The 22,417-nt window shown below is 67.3% G+C and carries 19 protein-coding genes and 1 tRNA gene; 18 read left to right on the top strand and 2 right to left on the bottom strand.

What is annotated here, in order from left to right:
* The first annotated feature begins 9 nt into the window (after positions 1–9).
* The 4 genes from MARKY_RS07940 to MARKY_RS07925 all read left to right on the top strand — a co-directional run bounded on the left by MARKY_RS07940 (position 10) and on the right by MARKY_RS07925 (position 5,591).
* Positions 10–1,041 (top strand): M20/M25/M40 family metallo-hydrolase, encoded by a 1,032-nt coding sequence (locus MARKY_RS07940; protein WP_013704357.1) that lies wholly within the window; start codon positions 10–12, stop codon positions 1,039–1,041.
* A gap of 31 nt (positions 1,042–1,072) precedes the next feature.
* Positions 1,073–1,933 (top strand): hypothetical protein, encoded by an 861-nt coding sequence (locus MARKY_RS07935; RefSeq protein ID WP_013704356.1) that lies wholly within the window; start codon positions 1,073–1,075, stop codon positions 1,931–1,933.
* A 92-nt stretch (positions 1,934–2,025) separates the two neighbouring features.
* A complete protein-coding gene (locus tag MARKY_RS07930; RefSeq protein ID WP_013704355.1) occupies positions 2,026–3,777 on the top strand; it encodes an ABC transporter ATP-binding protein in 1,752 nt (583 codons plus the stop codon).
* The gene (locus MARKY_RS07925; protein ID WP_013704354.1) at positions 3,777–5,591 is read left to right on the top strand and encodes an ABC transporter ATP-binding protein; all 1,815 of its coding nucleotides are present in this window, start codon (positions 3,777–3,779) and stop codon (positions 5,589–5,591) included. The genes MARKY_RS07930 and MARKY_RS07925 overlap by 1 nt, the downstream gene beginning before the upstream one ends.
* On the opposite strand, the gene MARKY_RS07920 is transcribed toward MARKY_RS07925, so the two are convergent.
* Complete coding sequence (locus MARKY_RS07920) at positions 5,588–6,667, bottom strand: LacI family DNA-binding transcriptional regulator (protein WP_013704353.1); 1,080 nt, start codon at positions 6,665–6,667, stop codon at positions 5,588–5,590. The genes MARKY_RS07925 and MARKY_RS07920 overlap by 4 nt on opposite strands.
* 26 nt (positions 6,668–6,693) lie before the next feature.
* Here MARKY_RS07920 and MARKY_RS07915 point away from each other — a divergent pair, with 26 nt between their 5' ends.
* The 14 genes from MARKY_RS07915 to MARKY_RS07850 all read left to right on the top strand — a co-directional run bounded on the left by MARKY_RS07915 (position 6,694) and on the right by MARKY_RS07850 (position 21,949).
* Positions 6,694–7,263, top strand: coding sequence for a glycerol-3-phosphate acyltransferase (locus tag MARKY_RS07915; protein WP_013704352.1), 570 nt, complete (start codon positions 6,694–6,696; stop codon positions 7,261–7,263).
* Entirely contained in the window at positions 7,263–9,128 is a 1,866-nt protein-coding gene (locus MARKY_RS07910; RefSeq protein ID WP_013704351.1) for an ABC-F family ATP-binding cassette domain-containing protein, read from the top strand. The genes MARKY_RS07915 and MARKY_RS07910 overlap by 1 nt, the downstream gene beginning before the upstream one ends.
* A gap of 16 nt (positions 9,129–9,144) precedes the next feature.
* Positions 9,145–9,903 carry a fumarylacetoacetate hydrolase family protein gene (locus MARKY_RS07905; RefSeq protein ID WP_013704350.1) on the top strand — a complete coding sequence of 253 codons (759 nt, stop codon included), beginning with the start codon at positions 9,145–9,147 and terminating at the stop codon, positions 9,901–9,903.
* A complete protein-coding gene (locus MARKY_RS07900; protein WP_013704349.1) occupies positions 9,900–10,796 on the top strand; it encodes an MBL fold metallo-hydrolase in 897 nt (298 codons plus the stop codon). Before MARKY_RS07905 ends, MARKY_RS07900 begins: the two co-directional genes overlap by 4 nt.
* A gap of 8 nt (positions 10,797–10,804) precedes the next feature.
* Positions 10,805–11,725, top strand: a complete 921-nt coding sequence (gene purN, locus MARKY_RS07895; RefSeq protein ID WP_013704348.1) for a phosphoribosylglycinamide formyltransferase — start codon at positions 10,805–10,807, stop codon at positions 11,723–11,725.
* 8 nt (positions 11,726–11,733) lie between these two features.
* On the top strand, positions 11,734–13,002 hold the full coding sequence (purD, locus tag MARKY_RS07890) for a phosphoribosylamine--glycine ligase (RefSeq protein WP_013704347.1): 1,269 nt from the start codon (positions 11,734–11,736) through the stop codon (positions 13,000–13,002).
* 52 nt (positions 13,003–13,054) lie between these two features.
* Positions 13,055–13,141: transfer RNA gene (locus MARKY_RS07885), tRNA-Leu, on the top strand.
* A gap of 144 nt (positions 13,142–13,285) precedes the next feature.
* Positions 13,286–13,513 (top strand): preprotein translocase subunit SecG, encoded by a 228-nt coding sequence (gene secG / locus MARKY_RS07880; RefSeq protein WP_013704346.1) that lies wholly within the window; start codon positions 13,286–13,288, stop codon positions 13,511–13,513.
* A gap of 233 nt (positions 13,514–13,746) precedes the next feature.
* On the top strand, positions 13,747–15,453 hold the full coding sequence (locus MARKY_RS07875; RefSeq protein ID WP_013704345.1) for an ABC transporter substrate-binding protein: 1,707 nt from the start codon (positions 13,747–13,749) through the stop codon (positions 15,451–15,453).
* Positions 15,454–15,508: 55 nt separating this feature from the next.
* On the top strand, positions 15,509–16,507 hold the full coding sequence (locus MARKY_RS07870; RefSeq protein WP_041657964.1) for an ABC transporter permease: 999 nt from the start codon (positions 15,509–15,511) through the stop codon (positions 16,505–16,507).
* An 8-nt stretch (positions 16,508–16,515) separates the two neighbouring features.
* Complete coding sequence (locus MARKY_RS07865; protein WP_013704343.1) at positions 16,516–17,922, top strand: ABC transporter permease; 1,407 nt, start codon at positions 16,516–16,518, stop codon at positions 17,920–17,922.
* Positions 17,923–17,944: 22 nt separating this feature from the next.
* Entirely contained in the window at positions 17,945–18,967 is a 1,023-nt protein-coding gene (locus MARKY_RS07860; RefSeq protein WP_041657962.1) for an ABC transporter ATP-binding protein, read from the top strand.
* Positions 18,964–19,953 carry an ABC transporter ATP-binding protein gene (locus tag MARKY_RS07855; protein WP_013704341.1) on the top strand — a complete coding sequence of 330 codons (990 nt, stop codon included), beginning with the start codon at positions 18,964–18,966 and terminating at the stop codon, positions 19,951–19,953. Before MARKY_RS07860 ends, MARKY_RS07855 begins: the two co-directional genes overlap by 4 nt.
* A gap of 88 nt (positions 19,954–20,041) precedes the next feature.
* Positions 20,042–21,949 carry a S9 family peptidase gene (locus MARKY_RS07850; protein WP_013704340.1) on the top strand — a complete coding sequence of 636 codons (1,908 nt, stop codon included), beginning with the start codon at positions 20,042–20,044 and terminating at the stop codon, positions 21,947–21,949.
* Positions 21,950–21,986: 37 nt separating this feature from the next.
* Here MARKY_RS07850 and MARKY_RS07845 read toward each other — a convergent pair whose 3' ends face one another.
* A complete protein-coding gene (locus MARKY_RS07845) occupies positions 21,987–22,379 on the bottom strand; it encodes a DUF3197 domain-containing protein (RefSeq protein ID WP_013704339.1) in 393 nt (130 codons plus the stop codon).
* Between the last annotated feature and the right edge of the window lie 38 nt (positions 22,380–22,417).

Below are 22,417 nucleotides of genomic sequence, written 5' to 3'. Positions count from 1 at the left end.
CCCCGAGACATGCCGCACGCGGTGCTGGACCTTCTGCGCGCCTTCGCGCCCTTACGCACCGAAGCCGAACGCGCCCACTTCCTCGAGGTTTACTTCCGCCAACGCGGGATGGAGCCGCGCCGGGACGCTCTCGGAAACCTCTGGGTGGGTCGTGGTACGGTGGTGCTGGCCGCCCACATCGACACGGTCCTCGAGCCCACCCCGCTCCGCGAGGCGGAAGGGGCGTGGTGGGGACCGGGGGTGGGGGATAACTCGAGCGGCGTCGCGGTGCTGGCGAGCCTCGCGGGGGAGGTCCCGGAGGGCGTGGTGTTGGCCTTCACCGTGGGGGAGGAGGGGCTTGGGAACCTTAAGGGCGCGCGGGCCTTGGTGCGGGCCCTTAAGCCCGAGGTTTTCGTTGCGGTGGATGGATACCTGGGCAGTCTGGTGGAGCGAGCGCTGGGTTCGGTGCGGTTGCGGGCGCGGTTTTTAGGGCCGGGCGGGCATGCCTGGGGGGACCGAAAGGCACCGAACCCGGTCCGGGCTCTTGGGGAAGCGCTCGCGGAGGCGTACGCGCTGGCGCGGGGGGCGGACACGGCCGTGAACGCGGGGCGGGTGTGGGGAGGAGAGGCGATCAACGCCCTGCCTCGCGAGGCGGGGTGCGAGCTGGACCTGAGGGCGCTCGAGCCGGGCGAGTTGCGGGCCCTTGAGGGGGGGGTGCGGCAGGCGCTGATGGCGGCTGCGCAACGGGTGGGGGTACGGCTCGAGGTGGAGGTGTTGGGCCGCCGACCGGTGGGGCGCACCGCGCCGGAGGGGTTGCTGGCACTGGCGGAGGCCGCGTGTTGGGCGGAGGGGGTCAGGGTGCTGCGCCAGGCGGGCTCGACGGATGCGAGCGCGGCGGTTGAGGCGGGGATTCCTGCTTTGGGGATCGGCGTGTACCGCGGCGGCGGGGCGCACACGCCGGGGGAGTGGGTGGATCCAGCGTCGTTGCGCGTGGGGCGTCGGGTGTTGCTGCGCTTTGTGCGGGAGTTGACGGCCGCCGGGGTGGGGCGGGGTTTGCGCTAAAGGGTTTTGTTGGGAGTAAGATGGGGGCTTGATGCGCGTTGGTGTTCTCGACACGTGGCTGGACCGGCGGTACCTCCCGTTTTGGGAAGCGTACCTGCGTGAATTGGGCGTGGAGGTCGTGCGCCCCGCGGAGGCGGTGGACGCGGCTTTGGCGCGTGCGGACCTGGCGGGGTTGGAGGGAGGGCGGCCCGTACGGCTTGTGGTGGCGCGGGTGCTGGAGCTGAAGGAGAGGGGGGTGGACCACCTGCTCCTCCCGGACGCTCAGTTCGGCGTGGAGAGCGAGCGCGGCGGGGGGCAGAACCCTTGGACGGCGGACTTGGTGAGCATGCTGGTCCGCGTGGTGCCTGGGTTGCCGCCCGTGTTGCGGGTACCCGCGGAGCTGACCGAGCACACCAAAGGCACCGCCGCAGAGGTTGGGCAGGTGCTGGTGCGCAACCCCCAGATTGTGCGTCGGGCCCTCGAGCGCACCCAGCACTTGATCCGTCCCTACACGCCGGGGGGTTCGCTGGACGCCTCGCGTCCTTTGGTGGGGCTTGCGGCCGAGCCGTACCTCTTGGAGGACGCGCGGCTATACCCGGAGGTGCTGGAGGCGCTGCGGGAAGAGGATCTGGCCCCGTATTATCCGGACCGGTCGCCGGCCTTCCTGCGCGAGGAAGGCGCGCGGATGGGGTTGAAGCTGGACCTGCCCACGGACCTGGAGTTTGCCGGGGCGGCGCGGTACCTGGACCGGTTGGGCCGGGTGAAGGGCGTGCTGCTTCTGGTGGAGGACGAGAACCCTGCGGTGGCCTCCCTGGCCCGGAAGATTGCCCGGAGGTTGCGTAAGCCCAGCGAGGTGCTCGTCCTGGGGCAGCGGGCGGACGAGGCGGTTGCGCGCCTTGCCGCACGTTTTTGACGCTTAGCCTGAGCTAGGATAAGCCCTGCGGCGCGCTTCGCCGGAGGGCGTATGTTGCGTTTGGGTGGATTGGATGAAGGAGTATTATCGAGATGATGGAAACTGACCGGTCAGTTCTAACGCTGGTCCGTGACGTGTGGCGCTTCGTGCGCCCCTTCGCCTGGAAGTACGCCCTGGGGCTTACCTTCGGGCTGCTCAGCCTGGGCGCGGTGATCATTGCCCCGTACTTCCTCCGAAAAGCCATCGACGCGATCGGTCAGGGCACCGACGCGTACGTGACGTACGCGGGCCTGGTCGTCCTCGCGGGGGTGATCGCCGGGCTTTTCTCCTGGGCCCAGCGCAGACTTTCCATCGTCGCGAGCCGTGAGGTCGAGTACGGGATCCGCCGGGCGCTGTTCGAGAAGCTCCTCACCATGGATGCCTACTACTACGGCAAGACCCGGGTGGGGGACCTGATGAACAAACTCAACACCGACCTCTCCGCCGTGCGGGACGTGCTGGGCCCGGGCATCAACATAGGTTGGCGGATCGTGCTCTTCCTGCTCATGGCCTTCGCCTCCATGTACCTGGTCAACGCCCGGCTGGCCTTCCTCATCACCCTCCTGGTGCCTCCTGTGTTCATCGCGCTGCGCGTCCTGCTGCGCCTGGTGCACCGCCGCTACCGCGAAGCGCAGGAGGTCTTCGACCGGATCAGCACCCACGCCCAGGAGAACTTCTCCGGCATCCGCGTGGTCAAGGGGTTCGCCCTCGAGGAACGCGAGCTCGAGCGCTTCCAGAAGCTCAACCAGGCCTACATCGAGCGCAGCCTGGCCCTGGCCCGCGTGGAGGGGCCGCTGCACGCATTAATGAGCCTCCTCACGGGCCTCACCGTGGTCACGGTCCTGTGGTTCGGCGGCCAGGACGTGATCCGCGGCGCGATGAGCCTCGGCGAGCTCGTCCAGTTCAACGCGTACCTGCTCCAGCTCTCCTGGCCTCTCCTGGGCCTTGGGTGGGTGATGGGCATCTTCCAGCGCGCCGCCACCAGCTGGGCGCGCCTCAAGGAGGTTTTCGAGGCGAAGCCGCGCATCCAGGACGGTCCCGAGGTGAACCCCGCGATCCGCACGCTTGGCGGCGAGGTGCGGTTCGAGGACGTCTGGCTCGAGCTGGGGGGGCGGACCATTTTGCAGGGGATCACCCTGACCATCCCGGAAGGCGCCACCCTCGGGATCACCGGCCGGACGGGGAGCGGCAAGACGATGCTGGTCAGCCTCATCCCGCGCCTGTTTGAACCCACGCGGGGCCGGGTCTACGTGGGGGGGCACGAGGTGCGCACGATCCCCCTCGCGGTGCTGCGCGGCGCGGTAGGCATGGTGCCGCAGGAGCCGTTCCTTTTCTCCGAGGAGATCGCGGAGAACATCGCGTTCGGGCTGGACGAGGTGGATATGGAGCGCGTGGTGTGGGCCGCGAAACTCGCGGGCGTGCACGAGGACATCCTGGACTTCCCCAAACAGTACCGGACGCCGCTCGGGGAGCGGGGCGTAACGCTTTCGGGCGGGCAGCGCCAGCGCACCGCGTTGGCCCGCGCGCTCGCGAAGCAGCCGCGGATCCTCATCCTGGACGACGCGATGAGCGCGGTGGACACCGAGACCGAGTCGCGCATCCTGAACGGCTTGAAGCAGGTCCTGGGACGGCAGACCACGATCCTGATCGGGCACCGCACCAGCACGCTCCGCCACGCGGACTGGATCGTGGTCCTGGACGAAGGCCGGGTGGTCGAGGAGGGCACGCACGAGTCGTTGCTCGAGGCGGGCGGGATTTACGCGGAGCTGGACCGCATGCAGCGGCTCGAGGCTGAGGTGGAGTGATGCATAGCGAAGACGAGGCGTACAAGAAGTCCTTCGACCCGCGGCTTGCGCGCCGCATCCTGCAGTACGTGCGGCCTTACTGGCGGCAGGTCGTCCTTGCACTCGTCGTTTTGTTGATCTCTACCTTGACCGCGAACGTGTTTCCCTTGATCCTGCGGTACGCGATCGACGAGGCCATCGTGCCGCAGGAGGCCCGCGCCGTGGCCGAACGCTACCGGATCTTGCTCTGGGCGAGCCTGGTGTTTCTCGGGGTGCGTGCCTTGGATTTCGCGGCCCGTTACGCGGAAACCTACCTTCTCGCCTGGATCGGGCAGCGCGTGCTCTACGACCTCCGTTCGGACATCTTCCGCAAGATCCAGCGGCTGCACGTGGGGTATTTCGACCGCACCCCGGTGGGGCGTTTGCTGACCCGCATTACCTCGGATGTGGACGCGATCAACCAGTTCATCACCGCAGGGCTGGTCGGGTTGTTGGCCGACCTCTTCATGCTGGTGGGGATCATGGCCTTCATGCTCGCCCTGAACTGGAAGCTGGCCTTGGTCGCGTTCGCGGTGATGCCGGCCTTGCTGGGGGTCACGACCTGGATCCGCGTGCACATGCGCGAGGCGTACCGGGAGATGCGCCTAAGGCTGGCGCGGGTGAACGCCGCCCTTCAGGAGAACCTCTCCGGCGTCTTGACCACGCAGCTTTTCGTGAAGGAGGCCCGGCAGGCGGAGCGTTTTGACGCGCTGAACCGAAGCCTGCGGGACGCTTGGATCGAGGTGATCCGCTGGTTCGCGATCTTCTTCCCCATCGTGGGGGTGCTGGGCGAGATCACGGTGGCCTTGCTCATCTGGTACGGTGGGGGAGAGGTGCTGCGCGGGGCGATCACGTTTGGGGTGCTCGTGGCCTTCCTGGATTACGCGCGCAACTTCTTCCAGCCCCTTCAGGACATGTCCGACAAGTTCAACATCTTCCAAGCCGCGATGGCCTCGGCCGAGCGGATCTTTAACCTGCTGGACACCCCGGAGGAGGTCACCGATAAGCCCGACGCCCTGCCGGTCACGCGCTTTAAGGGCGAGATCCGCTTCGAGCACGTGTGGTTCGCCTACACCCCGGCGGGCCGGGAACCCGCGGAGGACGAGTGGGTCCTCAAGGACGTGTCCTTCCAGATCCGCCCGGGGGAGAAGGTGGCCCTGGTGGGAGCGACCGGCGCAGGGAAGACCAGCACGATCAGCCTCATCACTCGTTTCTACGACCCCCAGAAGGGCCGCGTGCTGATCGACGGGCGGGATGTGCGCGAGTACTGCCAGCAGGACCTGCGGCGGGCGGTTGGGCTGGTGCTGGTGCTTCAAGACCCCTTCCTCTTCTCCGGCACCATCGAGGACAACCTGCGCCTTGGGGACGAGCGCATCCCGATGGAACGCATCCGCGAGGTGTGCCGTTTCGTGGGGGTAGACGAGTTCATCGAGCGGCTGCCCCAAGGGTACCAGACGGTGCTTCACGAGCGCGGGGGCGGGCTCAGCACCGGGCAGAAGCAACTCCTCGCCCTGGCTCGCGCGGTACTGCACAACCCGGACATCCTCCTGATCCTCGATGAGGCCACGGCGAGCGTAGATACCGAGACCGAGCGCAAGATCCAGGCCGCGATGGAGCGCGTGATGGAGGGGCGCACCTCGGTGATCATCGCGCACCGCCTCTCAACGATTCAGCACGTGGACCGGATCCTGGTCTTCAAGAAGGGCCGCATCGTCGAGGAGGGCACGCACGCGGAGTTGCTCGAGGCCGGCGGGTACTACGCGAAGTTGTACGAGCTGCAGTACGCCCACGCCTAGGGGACGTACACCGCGTCCGGCGGGTACCCGGTCGAGGTGCGCTCGATCAGGATGGGCTCGAACCGCACCGAACGCGGTCGGCCCTTATGCCCTTCCATGCGTTCGAGCAATAGTGTCGCGGCGCGTTCTCCCATGGCTTCGACCGGTTGCATCAGGGTGGAGATGCCTTTAGCTTCGGTCCAGGGCTGGCCGTCAAACCCCAGGACGCGAACGTCCTGGCCGATGTTGAGCTTGAGGCGCTGGGCCTCCTCGATCACGCCGAGCGCGACGAGGTCCGCGGTGGCGAAGATGTTGAAGGGGGGGCTGCCCTGGCGCAGGAAGTGCTGTAGGGCGAGGCGTCCGCCTTCAGCGCTGAAGCGGGTTTTGAAAACGTGGCGGGGCGGCAAGGGGCGGTTGTGTTGGGCGAGGGTCTCCTGGAATCCTTGGATCCGCTCGGCGAACCCCGTGTTCTTGAAGGCCTGATCGAGCTCCTCCTCCACCCCGATCGCGTACAGGCCACCGGGGAAGCGCATCAGGTACTCCGCGGCGATCCGCCCGCCCAGGCGGTTATCCAGGTAGACCGAGTCGTGCCGGGGGCTTTGCGCGTCCACGAAGACCACCGGGCGGTCGGTGGGGAGATGCCCGCCGGGGAAGAGCTCGGCGAGGTTGTACGAGGCGACGATCAAGCCGTCGGTCTGGTAGGCGAGGGTGTGGCTGGTGAGGAAGCGCTCGAGCCGCCGCTTGGTCAGGATGGGGAAGAGGGCGAGGTCGTAGCGCTGCTCGGAAAGCACGCGTTCGATGCCCTCCACGAGCCGGGTGTAGAACTCGGTGGCGATGAAGGGCAGCATGACGGAGACGGTGTAGCTGCGCCCTCCCGCGATGCGGCGCGCGTGCGGGTTGGGGGTGTAGCCCAGCGCTTCCATGGCCGCGAGGACGCGCGCGCGGGTCTCCGGCCGGACGGAAGGGTGGTTGTTGATCACGCGGCTGACGGTGCCGATCCCGACTCCGGCGTGCTTGGCGACCTCATGGATGGTGATTTTTTCCTCATGGCAACCCGTGGAAACGCTTCTCGTTAATTTCCAAATACAGTCTAACACACGCAAGATGCTAACCTACGAAAGCGATGGATGGGCTACTCGTGGCGCTGAGCTACCTGGTGGGCTCGCTCGCCTTCGGGGTGATCGCCGGGTTGCTACGTGGAACGGACATCCGGCGTGCTGACCTTCCCGGCGGCTCAGGGGTGTTCCGGCAGCTCGGGCCGGCCTGGGGGGTGGCGGTCGCCCTGCTGGACATGGCAAAAGGCGCGGTGGTCGCGTACCTGAGCGTCTTCGCTGAGCATCCTTGGACGGTGCCGCTCATGGCCCTCGGGGTGGTGGCGGGGCACACCTGGCCCCTCTACTTCGGTTTCCGCGGCGGCGGCGGTATCGCGCCCACCTTGGGGTTCTTCCTGTACCTGCGTCCCGGACCCACCCTGGCGGCGCTCGGGGTGGGGCTTCTCGGCGTGCTTCTTTACTACCTGGCGTACTGGCGGCACACCCGACGCGGGATCTACCCCATCCCCTTCGGGGCGATCTGGGGGTACGCCTACCTGCTCTACGCCCTGCGCACGGACCCCAAGGCCCTAAGCGCCGTGCTGCTCGTGGCCCTCGCGGTGCTGGCTCGAGGATTGCAGATCCTGATGAGGCGACGCTAATGCGGATCGTTACGCTGGAAGCCATCACCTACACGGTAGGCGGGCGCGACCTGTTCCAGGACGTGCGCTTTGAGCTGCGCACGGGGGAGCGCGTGGCCCTCGTGGGGCCGAATGGCGCAGGAAAGACCACGCTCCTCCGGATCCTCCTGGGGGAGCTCGAGCCCAGCGCGGGCCGCGTGATCCGCGCGCCCCAGGCGCACCTCGCCGCACTGGCCCAGGACCCCATCTTCCTGCCGGGACAGACGGTCGCGGCCGTGCTCAAGCAAGGCTTCGCCCGGCTGGAAGCCATGGAAAAGGAACTCGCCACCCTCGAGCCCCGCCTCGCGGACCCCGAGGTGTACGCGCGTTGGGAGGCGCTGCACGCCCGGTTCGAGGCCGGTGGGGGGTACACCCGCCGCGCCCGGTACGAGGCGGTCCTCAAAGGGCTGGGGTTTGCGGGCCGGGAGGAGGAGGAAGCGGCGCGCCTTTCCGGGGGGGAGGCCCGCCGACTGGCGCTCGGTGCGGCCTTGCTCTCGGGAGCGGACGCGCTGTTGCTCGACGAGCCCACAAACCACCTGGACCTCGAGATGCGCGACTGGCTCGCGGAGTTCCTGCGGGGGTATGGCGGCGCGCTCCTCTTCGTCTCGCACGACCGCGCGTTCATGGACCGCGTCGCTCAAAAGACCGCCCTGCTCCAAAACGGACGGCTCCAGGTGTACGAGGGCGGGTATACCGCCTTCCGGGCGGCGCGCGCGCGGGAGCTCGAGGCCGAGGTCGCTGCGTGGAAGCACTGGGCGCGGGAAAAAGCCCGTTTAGAGGCTAGCCTCGAGCGCACCCGGCGCTGGGCGGCCACCAGCGCCAAGCAGGCCGCGCGGAAGGACGCGCTCGAGGCGCGTCTCGAGCGCCACCTGGCCGCGGCTCCGCCCGAGCCGCCGCGCAAGGCGGCCGGCCTTCGGATCCGGTTTCCCGCGACTCCCTCGGGGGAGCGGGTCTTGGAGGCACGTTGGCTCGTGAAGGCCTTCGGGGCGCGGCGGTTATTCTCCGTGGAGCACCTCGTGCTTCGGCGGGGGGAACGCGTGGCCCTCGTGGGGCCGAACGGGGCGGGGAAGACCACCTTCCTCAAGGTGCTCCTGGGCCTCTTGGCTTCGGACGATCCTAGGGGCACGGTGCGTTTCGGTGCGCGGGTGGTGCTGGGGTATTACGACCAGCGGCTCAGCGGGGTGGACCCGGAGCGCACACTGTTCGAGACGCTCTACGACCTGGTGGGTGAACGCAAGGCGCACGACCTGTTGGGGGCGTGGCGCTTCCCGTACGCCGCGCAGTTCAAGAAGGTGCGGGACCTTTCCGGCGGGGAGCGGGCCCGGCTCATGCTCTTGCTGCTCGCCCTCAAAGAAGCCAACCTCTTGGTGCTGGACGAGCCCACGAACCATTTGGACCTCGAGACGATCGAGGCGTTGGAGGCGGCCCTAGCGGCGTACGCGGGCACCCTGATCGTGGTGAGCCACGACCGGGCCTTCCTGGACCGGGTCGCGACGCGCACCTGGCGGCTGGGGGAGGGGCGGTTCGACGACCACCCCGCCCCGCCCTCCGAGGCCCTGGCGCGCCTGCGCTCCACGCCCCAGACTCCCCCCACCGCGCCGCAAAAACCCCGACCCGCGCGCCGTCGGGGCAAGAGCCGCTGGCACACCGAGCGCGCCCTGGAGCGGCTCGAGGCCGAGATTGCCGCGCTCGAGGCGCGCGGGCAGGCCCTCGCCCAGGAGGCGAACACCCCCGGCCTTTCCCCCGAGGCTTACGCCCGCATCGCGCGCGAGCAAGCGGAGCTGGAGCGCGCGCTGGCGGAGCGATACGCCCGGTGGGAGGCGCTCGCGGCGGAGCTCGAGGGGTGAGGGTATACTTTTTCCCATGAAGCTGGTTCGGTTCAACGAGGGGCGCTGGGGGGTGCTGGAAGGCCGCACGATCCAGGAGACCGAGGGGCCGGCCGGCGCTACGACCGGCCGCACCTTCGCGCTAGAGGAAGTGCGGCTCCGCGCGCCGGCCACGCCCGGAGCGATCGTCTGCGTGGGGCGCAACTACCTGGACCACATCCGGGAGATGGGGCACGACTTCGGGAAGGACCTCCCGCAGGAGCCGGGGCTCTTCCTGAAGGCCCCCAACGCGCTCGCGGACCCGGACGCGCGGGTGGCCTACCCCAGCTGGACGAAGGAACTGCACTACGAGGGGGAGCTCGCGCTGGTCATCGGGAAGCCGCTCCGCAACGTTTCGGAGGAGGCGGCGCTCGAGCACGTGCTGGGGTACACGTGCGCGCTGGACCTGACGGCGCGGGACAAGCAGCGCACGGACCTGCAGTGGACCCGCGCGAAGTCCGCGGACGGGTTCTGCCCCCTTGGGCCGTGGCTCGAGACGGCCCTCGACCCGCAGGCCGTCACCCTCCGCACGCGCGTGAACGGCACAGTGCGGCAAGAGGCCTCCACCCGCCAGATGATCTTCCCGGTCGCCCGCGTCCTCAGCTACATCTCCACCTTCATGACCCTGCGGCCGGGCGACGTGGTCCTCACCGGCACGCCGGAAGGGGTGGGGCCCCTCCGTCCGGGGGACGAGGTCGTGGTCGAGATCGAAGGCATCGGGGCGCTTAGGACGCAGATCGTGGAGGAGGCCCGGTGATCCACACGATCGACGTGCACCACGCCGGGGTGCCCCGCATCATCGCGAGCTTCGTGGTGGAGACCCAAGACGGGCCGGTCCTCATCGAGACCGGACCCGAGTCGGCGTACGCCCGCTTAGCGGAGGGGCTCGAGGCGCTGGGGTACGCGCCTGAGGACGTGCGCCACGTGCTGGTCACCCACATCCACCTGGATCATGCGGGGGCGGCCTGGCGGTTTGCGCACCACGGGGCCCGGGTGTACGTGCACCCCCGCGGCGCGAAGCACCTCGTGGATCCCAGCCGGCTCTTGGACTCGGCCCGGCGGATCTACCGCGAGGCGATGGAGCGCCTGTGGGGGCGCGTGGAGGGCATCCCGGCGGAACAGGTCCGCCCCGTGGAGAGCGGGGAGGTGCTCCGGATCGGCGGGGTGGCCTTCCAGGCGCTGGAGACCCCCGGCCACGCGCCGCACCACCACGCCTACCGCGTGGAGGGCGTGGCCTTCACGGGGGACGTGGGCGGGGTCCGGATCGGTAACGGGCCGGTCCTCCCCCCGTGCCCGCCCCCGGACATCCACGTGGAGGCGTGGCGGGCCTCCTTGGACCGGCTGCGCCGGGAGGGCCTCGAGGCCCTCTACCTGACCCACTTCGGGCGGTTCACGGACGTGGCCGCGCACCTGGACGCGCTGGAGGCGCGGCTGGTTCACTGGGCGGACTGGATCCGCGCGCGGCTTGCGCAGGGGATGGAGGCGGAAGCCATCGTGCCGGAGTTCGAGGCGCTGGTGCGGGAGACGCTCGAGGCCGCCGGCCTCTCGCCCGCGGAGGTGCGGGAGTACGAGCTGGCCGACCCGGCGTGGATGAGCGTGATGGGGCTGGTGCGGTACTGGCGCAAGCACCGGCCGGAAGCCCTCGGGTGAGGTGGGGCATGGACGCGTTTCCCCTTGACCGTCCGGCCCGCCTCGCCGTCTTCGCTTCGGGGCGCGGCACCAACCTGGCGAGTCTCCTCCGGACCTTCCCCCAAGGGGACGCCTTGGGGTCGGTGGTGCTGGTGGTCTCGGACCGCGAGGATGCGCCCGCCCTTGCCCGCGCGCGCTCAGCCGGGGTGGAGGCCCTTCACATCCCCTGGCCCCGCGGGGGGCGCGCCGCGTTCGAGGCCCAGGCGCAAGCGGCGCTCGAAGCGCGCGGGATCGACCTGGTGTGTCTCGCGGGGTTCATGCGCATCCTTTCGCCCGTGTTCGTGGAGGCCTGGGCGGGCCGCATCCTGAACATCCACCCCTCCCTCCTCCCCGACTTCCCTGGGTTGCACGCCCAGCGGCAGGCCCTCGAGGCCGGGGCGCGCGAGGCGGGGTGTAGCGTGCACTTCGTGGACGCCGGGGTGGACTCGGGACCTGTGGTGCTGCAGCGGCGCGTGCCCGTGTTTCCAGGGGATACGGAGGAGACCCTCGCGGCGCGGATCCTTTACGAGGAGCACCGGGCCTACCCGGACGCGGTGCGGCTCGTACTGGAGGGGTGGGCCTTCCCGCCGCCCGACGCAGGCTTCGTGCGGGAGCGGTACGGGCCGGAGGCCGCGGCGATCTACGCGGCGCTGGAGGGGCGCACTCCCGAAGGAGCCCCCCGGAAGGTACAGTATTTGCGCGTGGCCCGCTTCCTCGAGCGGGTCGGGTACCCGGACCGGGTCCTGGCGGCCTGGAAGGGCACGGGCGGGCCCGTGGAACGCGCCGCGTGGGCCTGGGAGACCCTAAAGCTCGAGGCGTACCGGCCGGGTGCGGCCGCGGTGCGGCAGGAGCTGGAGGCCCTAAAGGCCGAGCTGCCCCCGGCGGTGCGCACCCTGCTGGAACGGGTATAATCCCCACCATGAAGGTCCTCGTGGTTGGTGGAGGTGGACGGGAGCACGCCCTGGCCTGGAAGGCCGCGCAGTCCCCGCGCGTCACGCGCCTGTACGCGGCGCCGGGCAACCCCGGGATCGCCGAGCTCGCGGAGATCGTGCCGTGGGACGGCACGATCCACACGCTGGCCGACTGGGCCGAGCGGGAGGGGATCGACCTCGTCCTGGTCGGTCCGGAAGCGCCGCTTGTGGAGGGGATCGCGGACGTGTTCAGCGCGCGCGGCATCCCGGTGTTCGGCCCGCTCCAGCGCGCGGCGATGATCGAGGGGTCCAAGGCCTACGCCAAGACGCTCATGGAGCGGTACGGGATCCCCACGGCCCGGTACCGGGTCTTTCATGAACCCCTCGAGGCGCTCGAGTACATCGAGGCCGTCGGTGTGCCCATCGTGGTGAAGGACTCCGGCCTCGCCGCCGGGAAGGGCGTCACGGTCGCGACCGACCTGCACCAGGCCAAGCAGGCCGTGGCGAACATCCTGGGGCACCCGGACGAGGCCGGGCGCGGCGAGGTGGTGGTGGAGGAGTACCTCGAGGGCACCGAGGTGACCGTGCTCGCGCTCACCGACGGCGAGACGATCAAGCCCCTGCTGCCCTCGCAGGACCACAAGCGCCTGTTGGACCGAGATCAGGGACCGAACACCGGCGGGATGGGCGCGGTCTGCCCGTACCCCTTGGACGCGGCCACCCTGGACCGGATCGAGCGGGAGATCCTCCGGCCCCTCCTCAACGGGCTGCGCGAGGAAGGGGTGGTGTACAAGGGCGTGATCTACGCCGGCCTCATGCTGACCGCGGACGGGCCGAAGGTGCTCGAGTTCAACGCGCGGTTTGGGGATCCGGAGGCGCAGGTGGTGCTGCCCTTGTTGAAGTCGGACCTCGTGGAACTCGCTCAGGCCGTGGTCGAGGGGCGGTTGGCCGAGTGCCGGTTGGAGTGGGAGGAAGGCGCGGCAGCGGGGGTGGTGATGGCCGCGCCTGGGTACCCGCAGGATCCCCACCGGGGGTTGCCGGTGCGGCTTCCCGAAGCGCCGCCTGAGGGGGTGTTGTACTTCCAGGCGGGTACGCGGCGCACGGACGCGGGGCTGGTGACGGCCGGCGGCCGCGTGCTCACGGTGGTGGGGCGTGGGCGTGATTTGAGGGAGGCGCTGGCGGTGGCCTACCGGGGGGTAGAGGCGGTCGAGTTTCCCCACGCACAGTACCGCAAGGATATCGGCCGGAAGGCGCTCGAGGTCTTAGGGGACGGTTGACGCCTGGCGGGGGTCCGCCCTATAGTAGAGGGCGCGGTTCGCCCGCCTTCCCGCCGGGATGGCGGAATTGGTAGACGCGGCAGACTCAAAATCTGCTGGCCGCAAGGCCGTGAGGGTTCGAGTCCCTCTCCCGGCACCAGGACTAGGTGCGCGCCCTGAGCTTGACGCGGTCGGGGCGCGCCGTTTTATGGGAAGGGAGTCGGTTGTGCGGGGTGGGGCCCCGTGGTAAAGTCCTGGTTGGTGCGCGGAGCGTCCAGTAGGACGCGATAGGGGAGGAACAATAATGGACATCCTGTACGTGCTGCTGATTCTGGTTTACCTGGGTATCGCGATTGGGCTGGTGGCGCTGGTGCTGGCGCAGGAACCCAAGACGGGCGGGGGAGACCTGCTCGGGGGGCAGACGGACCTGTTTGCGGCGCGCGGGGTGACCGGGGGGATGTACCGGCTCACGGTCTGGATGGGCGCGGCCTTCGCTGTGTTGGCCTTGCTCATCGGTTTATTGCCCCGCTAACCCGGGAGAGATGAGGGCCGGGGGCGCCGCGGCGCCCCCGGCCTTGCTCTGGATGCACGGCGAGGTCCTCTGTTGAACCCGGCATAATCGCTTGACATTAAAGGCAATCATCGGTAACTTAGCAGTGAGTCCAAACCGGGGAAGAGGTGCGGTGCGCTACGTGGCACGCGCTGGCTGGCCTGTACCCTTGGTTTGGGCACGCACACTAACGCGTTATGAGGAGGGCACGCAACATGAAAAAGACGGTACTCTTGCTGGCTGCACTCGCCTTGGGTGGCGCGGCGCTCGCGCAGCCGAAAGTGTTCCAGGGTCCGGACCCGGACGCGACCCCCAAGATGGGGGGCGACTTCCGGGTCAACTCGATCTCGGATCCCAAAACCTTCAACCCCTTTGTGGCCAAGGAAACGTCCTCGACGAACGTCATCGACCTCTTCCTCCCCTCGCTCACGGGCTACAACCCCTACACCATCGAGCCTGACGGGATGCTGGCCGAGTCCTTCGAGGTTAAGAACAACGGCCTGACCATCGTCTTCCGCCTCCGTAAGGACGCCAAGTGGTCCGACGGCACCCCGATCACCGCGGACGACGTGATCTTCAGCGCCCAAGTGCACGCCGACGAGGAGGTGAACTCCAACTCCCGCTCGAGCTTCTTCATCGACGGCTCGCCGGTCATCTGGACCAAGATCGACGACTACACCGTCCAGGCCGACTTCCCCAAGCCCTTCGCTCCGGCCTTGCTCCAGGGCTGGTCGATCGTGCCCAAGCACATCTTCGAGCCCGCCTACAAGGAAGGCCGGGTGACCGAGCTGTGGGATGTGGGCACGGATCCCTCCGAGATCGTTTCCGGCGGTCCGTTCATGCTCGAGCAGTTCGTTCCGGGTGAGCGTATCGTCCTGAAGCGCAACCCCAACTACTGGGGCGTGGACCCGGAGGGGCGGGCGGTGCCGTATCTGGACCGCTACATCTTCACGGTGGTGCCTGACCTGAACGCGAGCCTCGCGAAGTTCCTCGCAGGCGAGACGGACATCTACACCGCCTCGGACGCGGACCAGGTCGCGCAGATCATCGAGCGGATCGATTCCGGCCGCCTCGACGCCGAGATCTTCCCCAACGCGGACGTGAACTTCGGCACCAACTTCATCTTCTTCAACTGGAACAACGAGGATCCCTGGAAGGCCCAGCTCTTCCGGAACAAGAAGTTCCGCCAGGCCATGGCCCACCTGATGGACAAGGAGTCCATGATCGAACTCGCCCTGGGCGGGCTGGGCCAGCCGCAGTGGAGCCCCATCTCCATCCCCGCGAAGCAGTTCTTCACCGACGACGTGCCGAAGTTCGAGTTCAACCCCGAGCGGGCCGCCGAGCTGCTCGCCGAGATCGGCTTCCGCACCAAGAACGAGGACGGCTGGCTCGTGGACGCTTCGGGCCGGGTGCTCGAGTTCACCCTCTTCACCAACCAAGGGAACAACGTTCGCGAGAAGATCGCGCAGATCTTCGCCGAGGACGCCCGCGCGATCGGGGTCAAGGTCAACTTCACGCCGATCGACTTCAATGAGCTGGTGCGCAAGATCCTGAACACCCGCGACTTCGACGCGATCCTGGTTGGTCTGACGGACGGTATCGAACCGGCCTTTAGCCGCAACGTCTGGGAACTTGACGGGGCGCTGCACATGTGGAACTACGGCCCCGAGTTCGAGAGCTTCGAGATCCTGATCGACAAGCTCATGAAGCAAGGCGCGACCACCCTCGATCAGGAGAAGCGCCGTGAGATCTACGTGCAGTTCCAGAAGGTGGTGGCGGAGAACCTGCCCCTCATCTACACGGTGGCCGGTGCGTACAACCCCGCGCGGCTGAAGCGCTTGGGCGGCGTGTTCGGTGAGGAGGACCTGAACAGCTTCGTGGGTCAGTTCCCCTACATCGAGACCGTCTTCATCGATCAGTAACGCGAAACAACGAGGGGAAGGCCATATGGCCTTCCCCTCGTGCTATGGTGAGGCGATGGCAGCGTACCTGGTACGGCGTTTGCTACAGTTGATCCCAACCTTCTTCGGGGCAACGTTTTTGGCGTTTCTCGTGATCCAACTGGCCCCGGGGGACTTCGTCACCCGTCTCGAGCTCGACCCCTCCTACGAGCGCGAGCAGATCGCGCAGTTACGCGCGCAGTTCGGCCTGGACCAGCCCTTCACCGTGCAGTACGCGAAGTGGCTCTCGGGCCTCATGAAGGGGTACCTGGGGGTTTCGCTCTCGTACCAGACGGACGTGTGGACGGTCCTGAAGCCCCGCATCCTGAACTCCATGGTCCTGGTCGTCCTGTCCGTGATCCTCATTTACGCGGTCTCGATCCCCGTGGGGATCTACTCCGCGTTGCGCCAGTACTCGCTGGGGGATCGGGTGCTCACCTTCCTGGCGTTTTTCGGTCTGGCCGTCCCGAACTTCTTTTTTGCCCTCCTCATGTTGTACTTCGCGCTGTGGCTGCAGGACGTTTCCGGGAGTCAGATCCTACCGATCGGTGGGATGCGCTCTCAGATGATCGGGGGGGTGGATTTCTTTGAGGCCCCCAAGTGGCGGCAGTGGCTGGACATCCTTTGGCACGCCATTCCTCCGGTGATCGTGGCGGCCACAGCGGGTATGGCTGGGCTGGTGCGCGTGATGCGCGGCCAGATGCTCGAGACCCTAAGCCAAGACTACGTGCGCACCGCGCGGGCCAAGGGCCTCTCGGAACGGGTGGTGATCTATAAGCACACTCTGCGGAACGCGATCATCCCCCTGGTCGCGCAGATCGGTTTCCTGCTTCCGGACCTGATCGGCGGGGCGGGGCTGGTCGAGGTGGTGATGGCCTGGCCGGGGCTCACGCCGATGCTGCTCGAGGCGTTGTTTAGCATTGACCAGTACGTCATCATGGGCTTGATCGCGATCAGCAGCATCCTGTTGATGTTGGGGAACCTGCTTTCCGACTTGCTTTTGGCCTGGGTGGATCCCAGGATCCGGTATAGCTAGGAGGGGGTATGGCGGAGGTAAACACCCATCTTCGTGAAGGTCTTGGGGAGGAGAGCCGGAGCTTTTGGCAGATGGCTTGGATCCGGTTCCGCCGCCACCCCCTGGCGCGCCTTGGGGGTTGGGTGCTGCTCTTCTTGTACCTAGGGGCGCTGTTCGCGGACTTTATCGCGCCGTACCCGGAGGTGAAAAGCTTCCGGAAGATGCAGTTCGCGCCTCCCACACCGATTCACTGGCGTACCGAGGACGGCCGGCTAACCCGCCCGTACGTGTGTAAGGTCACGCGCACCCGGGACCTTAGGACCTTTAAGCTCGTTTTTAAGGAGGACTGCAGCGAGAAGTACCCCATCTACTTCTTCGTGCGGGGGTACGAGTACAAGTTCCTCGGGTTGATCCCCATGGACCTCCACCTGTTCGGCGGGCCTTGGGTGACCGAGGAGAAGGCACAGATCTTCCTTTGGGGCTCTGACGATTTCGGGCGCGACCTGTTCAGTCGCATCTGGTTCGGGGCGCGGGTCAGCCTGACCGTTGGGATCTTCGCCACGATCCTAGCCCTGGTGCTCGGCGTGTTCTTCGGGGGGTTAGCGGGCCTATACGCCGGGAGGCCGTTATACGCCATCCGCGGTTTCTTCCACCCGTCGTTCAGGAAGGGGTGGTTGGAGAGCTTGGAGAACGGCCGCCCGTGGCTCTTCGGGGTAACCTTGCTGCTCCAGATCCTGTTCTGGGGCGGGGCGATCGCGGTGCTCGCCGTGACCCTCGCCGGGTTTTGGCAGGTCTCCGCGGGGCTGGAGCGCTGGATCGCTACGGTGATCGGTGGGGGCGCCATCCTGTGGATCGTGTGGGCGCTCCTTTTTGGCAGCTTGCGGGTGGACCTGGACGACGTGATCATGCGCACGACCGAGGTCCTCGCGGCGATTCCCGGCCTGTACCTCCTGATCTCCCTGGCGGGGGTGATGCGCGCGTTGAACCTACCCCCGGTCTTTACGTTCTACCTGGTGATCACGATCCTGTCCTTCGTGGGGTGGGGAGGGTTGGCGCGCACGATCCGGAGCATGGTGTTGCAGTTGCGCGAGATGGAGTACGCGCAGGCCGCGACAGCGCTCGGGGCCTCCGAGGCACGCGTGCTGATCCGCCATATCCTACCGGGGACCTTCACGTACCTGATCGTGGTGATGACCTTGGCGATTCCGGGCTTCATCCTGGGAGAGTCCGCGCTCTCCTTCCTGGGGCTTGGAATCCAGGAGCCTGCCTCGTCCTGGGGGCTGCTCCTCTCCAAGGCGCAAGCCGAGGGGATCGCGGCGATCAATACGCGGCCGTGGCTGCTGTTGCCGGGGTTCTTTATTTTCGTGAGCATTTTGGCGTATAACTTTCTAGGTGACGGCCTGCGGGACGCCTTGGATCCACGTGCGAAACGCTAAGCTGTAAGGAGCGCGCATGGAAATGGACGAAAAACGCTTGCTCGAGGTACGCGACCTGAAGGTGCACTTCTACACCGACGAGGGGGTCGTTAAGGCCGTCGATGGGGTTTCGTTCCACATCGACAAGGGGGAGACGCTGGCGGTCGTGGGGGAGTCGGGCTCGGGAAAGTCCGTGACCTCGCTCTCCATCATGCGGCTCATCCCGTACCCGCCGGGAAAGATCGTCGGTGGGGAGATCTTGTTCCGGGGTAAGGACGGGCAGGTCAAGGACCTGACCAAGCTATCCGAGGCGGAGATGCGCCGGATCCGGGGCAACGACATCGCGATGATCTTCCAGGAGCCGATGACCTCCTTGAACCCCGTGTACACCGTGGGGGATCAGATCGCGGAGGCTATCATGCTCCACCAGGGGAAGACCAAGAAGGAAGCCCTGGAACTGGCCGCGGAGATGCTGGACCTCGTGGGAATTCCCGAGCCGAAGAAACGCCTTTCGAACTACCCCCACCAGATGTCCGGCGGGATGCGCCAGCGCGTGATGATCGCGATGGCCCTCTCGTGTAACCCTAGCCTCTTGATCGCGGACGAGCCGACCACAGCGTTGGACGTGACCATCCAGGCGCAGATCCTGGAGCTAATGAAGAAGCTCCAGGAAGAGATCGGTATGTCCATCCTGTTCATCACGCACAACCTCGGTGTGGTGGCGGAGATGGCGGACCGCGTGGTGGTGATGTACTCCGGCCGCGCGGTGGAGGAGGCGGATGTCGTCTCGATCTTCAAGCGCCCCCTGATGCCGTACACGATGGGCCTGTTGAACTCCGTGCCGCGCCTGGACCTCGCTTCGGAGCACAAACAGCGCCTCGAGGCGATCCCGGGGAACGTGCCGAACCCACTCTTTATGCCGCCGGGTTGCGCGTTCCACCCGCGGTGCAAGTACATGGTGGACGGCCGGTGCAACACCGAGATCCCCCCGCTGGAGGACGCGGGTGACGGGCATATGGTACGCTGCGTGCGTTGGCGTGAGATTCAGGAGGAAGTCGTACGATGACAAACGCGAACGGCAGCCCGTTGCTTGAGGTCAAGAACCTGAAAAAATGGTTCCCCATCCGGGGCGGGATCCTTTCCCGGACGGTAGGGCACGTCAAGGCAGTGAACGACGTCTCCTTCACTGTGCGGAAGGGAGAGGTGCTCGGCCTGGTGGGGGAGTCGGGCTCGGGCAAGACCACCGTCGGGCGCACCATCCTGCGCTTGATCGAACCGACCTCGGGTGAGGTGCGTTTTGCTGGCACGGACGTGGCCAAGCTTCCCAAGGCGAAGCTCCGTCCGTTCCGCCGGAAGATGCAGATCATCTTCCAGGACCCGTTTGCTTCGCTGAACCCGCGCATGACCGTGGGGGATATCATCGCGGAGCCGCTCGTGATCCACAGCCTGTATAACTCGCCGCGCGAGCGGACCGAGCGGGTCGCGGAACTGTTGAAGATGGTGGGGTTGTCGCCGGACCATATGCGGCGGTACCCGCACGAGTTCTCCGGGGGGCAGCGGCAGCGTATCGGCATCGCGCGGGCGCTCGCGGTGGATCCCGAGTTCATCGTGGCGGACGAGCCGGTCTCGGCGCTGGACGTCTCGATCCAGGCGCAGGTCGTGAACCTCCTCCAGGACCTGAAGGAGCAGCTCGGGCTGACCCTGCTCTTCATCGCGCACGACCTCGCCGTAGTGGAGTACATCTCGGACCGCGTGGCGGTGATGTACCTCGGTAAGGTGATGGAGCTCGCGAACAGCCGCGAGCTGTACCGGAACCCCAAGCACCCCTATACCGAGGCCCTCCTCTCCGCGGTGCCGGTGCCGGACCCCACGATCAAACGCGAGCGGATCGTGCTCGAGGGCGATATCCCGAGCCCGATCAACCCGCCTTCGGGCTGCGTGTTCCGTACCCGTTGCCGCTACGCGATCCCCGAGTGCGCCGAGGTGGTGCCTGAGCTGCGCGAGGTCTCGCCTGGGCACTACAAGGCCTGCATCCGCGACGACATCCTTTAACCCCACTGCTTGTCTTGCGTCGGGGCCACGGGGGCACCGTGGCCCCACGCCCTTCCTGACTGACCCGCGGGTCAGGTAGGATGGAGGCATGAGCGAACTCCGTCCGGATGTGCTGTACAGGTTGCGCTTTTTATCGGATCTGACCCTCGGCCCTGGGGGGCGTCCCCTCTTCGTGCTGACCGAGATCCACCGACCGGACCAAGACGGGGATGGCCCTCCCGCCTACCGGCGCCGTCTCGCGCTTTGGGACGGAGCCCTGCGCCTGCTCACCCAGGAGGAAGCCTATAGCCCGCGGTACGACGGTGAGCGGTACGTGTACTTCCTGAGGCGAGTTAAGAACGTTCCCCAACTGTTCCGCCTGGACCTCAGGGGCGGGGAGGCCGAACAACTCACGCACCTCAAGGCCGGGGTGGAGGCGTACTGGCCCAGTCCCGACGGAAAGCGGATCGCTTTTCTTTCGCGGGGGGACTGGGAGGCGCCCAAGCGGGACGCGCCCCGGGTGTACGAAACCCTCCCCTTCAAGTTCGACGGGGCCGGCCTCCTTCCGGAAACGCCACGCCAGATCTGGTTGTGGAGCGAGGCGGAGCGAACGCCGCGCCGCCTCACCCAGCACCCCCAGGACGTTCAGGAGCTCGCCTGGGCTCCCACGGGGCGGTTCATTGTCTTCACCGCTCCGGGAGACGCTCGGGAACGCGCGCGTTGGCGGACGCGGCTCTACCGGCTGGACCCCAGCGAGGGGCGGGTGGAGGAGATCGGCGGGGGGCGTGGTCCGATCCTGAGCCCTCTGGTCACGCCGGACGAGGAGGCCGTGCTGTTCATAGGGCACGGATGGGAACGTAAAGGCGGTACCCAACCCGCCCTGTACAGGCAGCCTCTGGCGGGCGGATCGGCCCGTTCCCTCACCGAAAGCCTTGACCTGTGGATCGGAAACACCGTCAACAGCGACGCGCGTTACGGAGCCTACCCGAACCGCCTCGCCCTCAGCCCGCAAGGGGACGCGGTCTACTTCACCGCGACGGTTCAAGGTGCCAGCCGCCTCATTCGCCTGGATCTGGCCTCCGCCGAGGCCCGCGCCCTCACGCCTGAAGGGGTGAACATCGCGGCCTTCGCGCTAGACGCGGACCGGGTGTACACCCTGCGCGAACGCCAGGTGCACCCCCCAGTGCTGGCGTTAGGGGACGAGGTGCTCTTTGACCCGAACCGTGAAGCGCTCGGGACCCTTCCTCCGCCGGAACCGCTCCGCTGGACGAGCCCCGAAGGGCACACGGTCGAGGGATGGGTCCTCCTCCCGGAAGGAGCGGGCCCCCACCCCCTCGTGCTCTACATTCACGGCGGGCCCCACACCGCGTACGGACACGCGTTCATGCTCGAGTTCTACCTCCTTCGCGCCCGCGGCATCGCGGTGGCCTACGCGAACCCCCGGGGTTCGACCGGGTACGGCCAGGAGTACGCCGACCTAGCGGGCCGCTGGGGAGAGGTGGACGAGGCGGACCTCATGGGGTTTTTAGAAGCGGTGCTGGCGCGTTTCCCCGTGGATCCGGAGCGCGTAGGCATCGCGGGCGGTTCGTACGGTGGATACATGACGAACTGGCTCACCGCCCGCTATCCGGAGCGCTTCAAGGCAGCGGTAACGCAACGCTCGATCTGCAACTGGACGAGCTTCTGGGGCGCTTCCGACATCGGGCCGCGCTTTACGGAGCTGCAGCTCGAGGCCAGCCCCTGGGAGGACCCGGAGGTGCTTTGGAACAAGAGCCCGCTGCGCCTGGTGCACCGGGTCCAGGCTCCGACGCTCGTGGTGCACGCGGAAGCAGACCACCGCTGCCCGGTGGACCAGGGCGAGACCTGGTTTACCGCCTTGTGGGAGCGCGGCGTGCCTGTCCGCTTCCTGCGCGTACCTGAGGAAGGACACGAACTTTCCCGCGCGGGCCGGCCCGACCGACGCGTGAAGCGCCTGGAGGAGATCCTGGCGTGGTTTGAACGCTACCTGAAGGAATGAGGTGCCCCTGGCCCCCCTTCCAAAAGGGGGCCAGAAGCTAAGCCACGCTGTAGATCGCGGTGTCTGTCGGGTTCGCCGACGCGACCAACCGTCGGTAGGCCGTCTCCGGCTCGAGGTCGAATAACCCCTGGTACTCCGAGGGGGGAAGCACGGCCTCGTAGAACTTGCGAACGCCTTTTTGCTCGAGCCACGCCACCGCTTCCGCGAGGGCGCGACGCCCGGGTTCACCGAAGGCCGGACCGAACGCATCCTCGGTAAGGATGGGGGTCTTGGCCCCGCGGATGAACAGGGCGTACCGGGCGCGGTCCCGCTGGTCCTGCCAGTCGGTCACGAGCGTGACGATCAAGGAGGGGAAGTGCGTATTCTTCAGCGCGTCTTGCAGAGCCTTGAGCGTCATCTCTGGAGCGCCACGAAACCCGATGATCTCCATACCCGTATTTTACGTCCACGCCCAGGCCCCGCGCCTCG

The organism is Marinithermus hydrothermalis DSM 14884 (genome assembly GCF_000195335.1).
GTDB lineage: Bacteria > Deinococcota > Deinococci > Deinococcales > Marinithermaceae > Marinithermus > Marinithermus hydrothermalis.
Note: the sequence above shows the minus strand (reverse complement) of the source record. Positions and strands in the feature narration are given on the sequence as shown.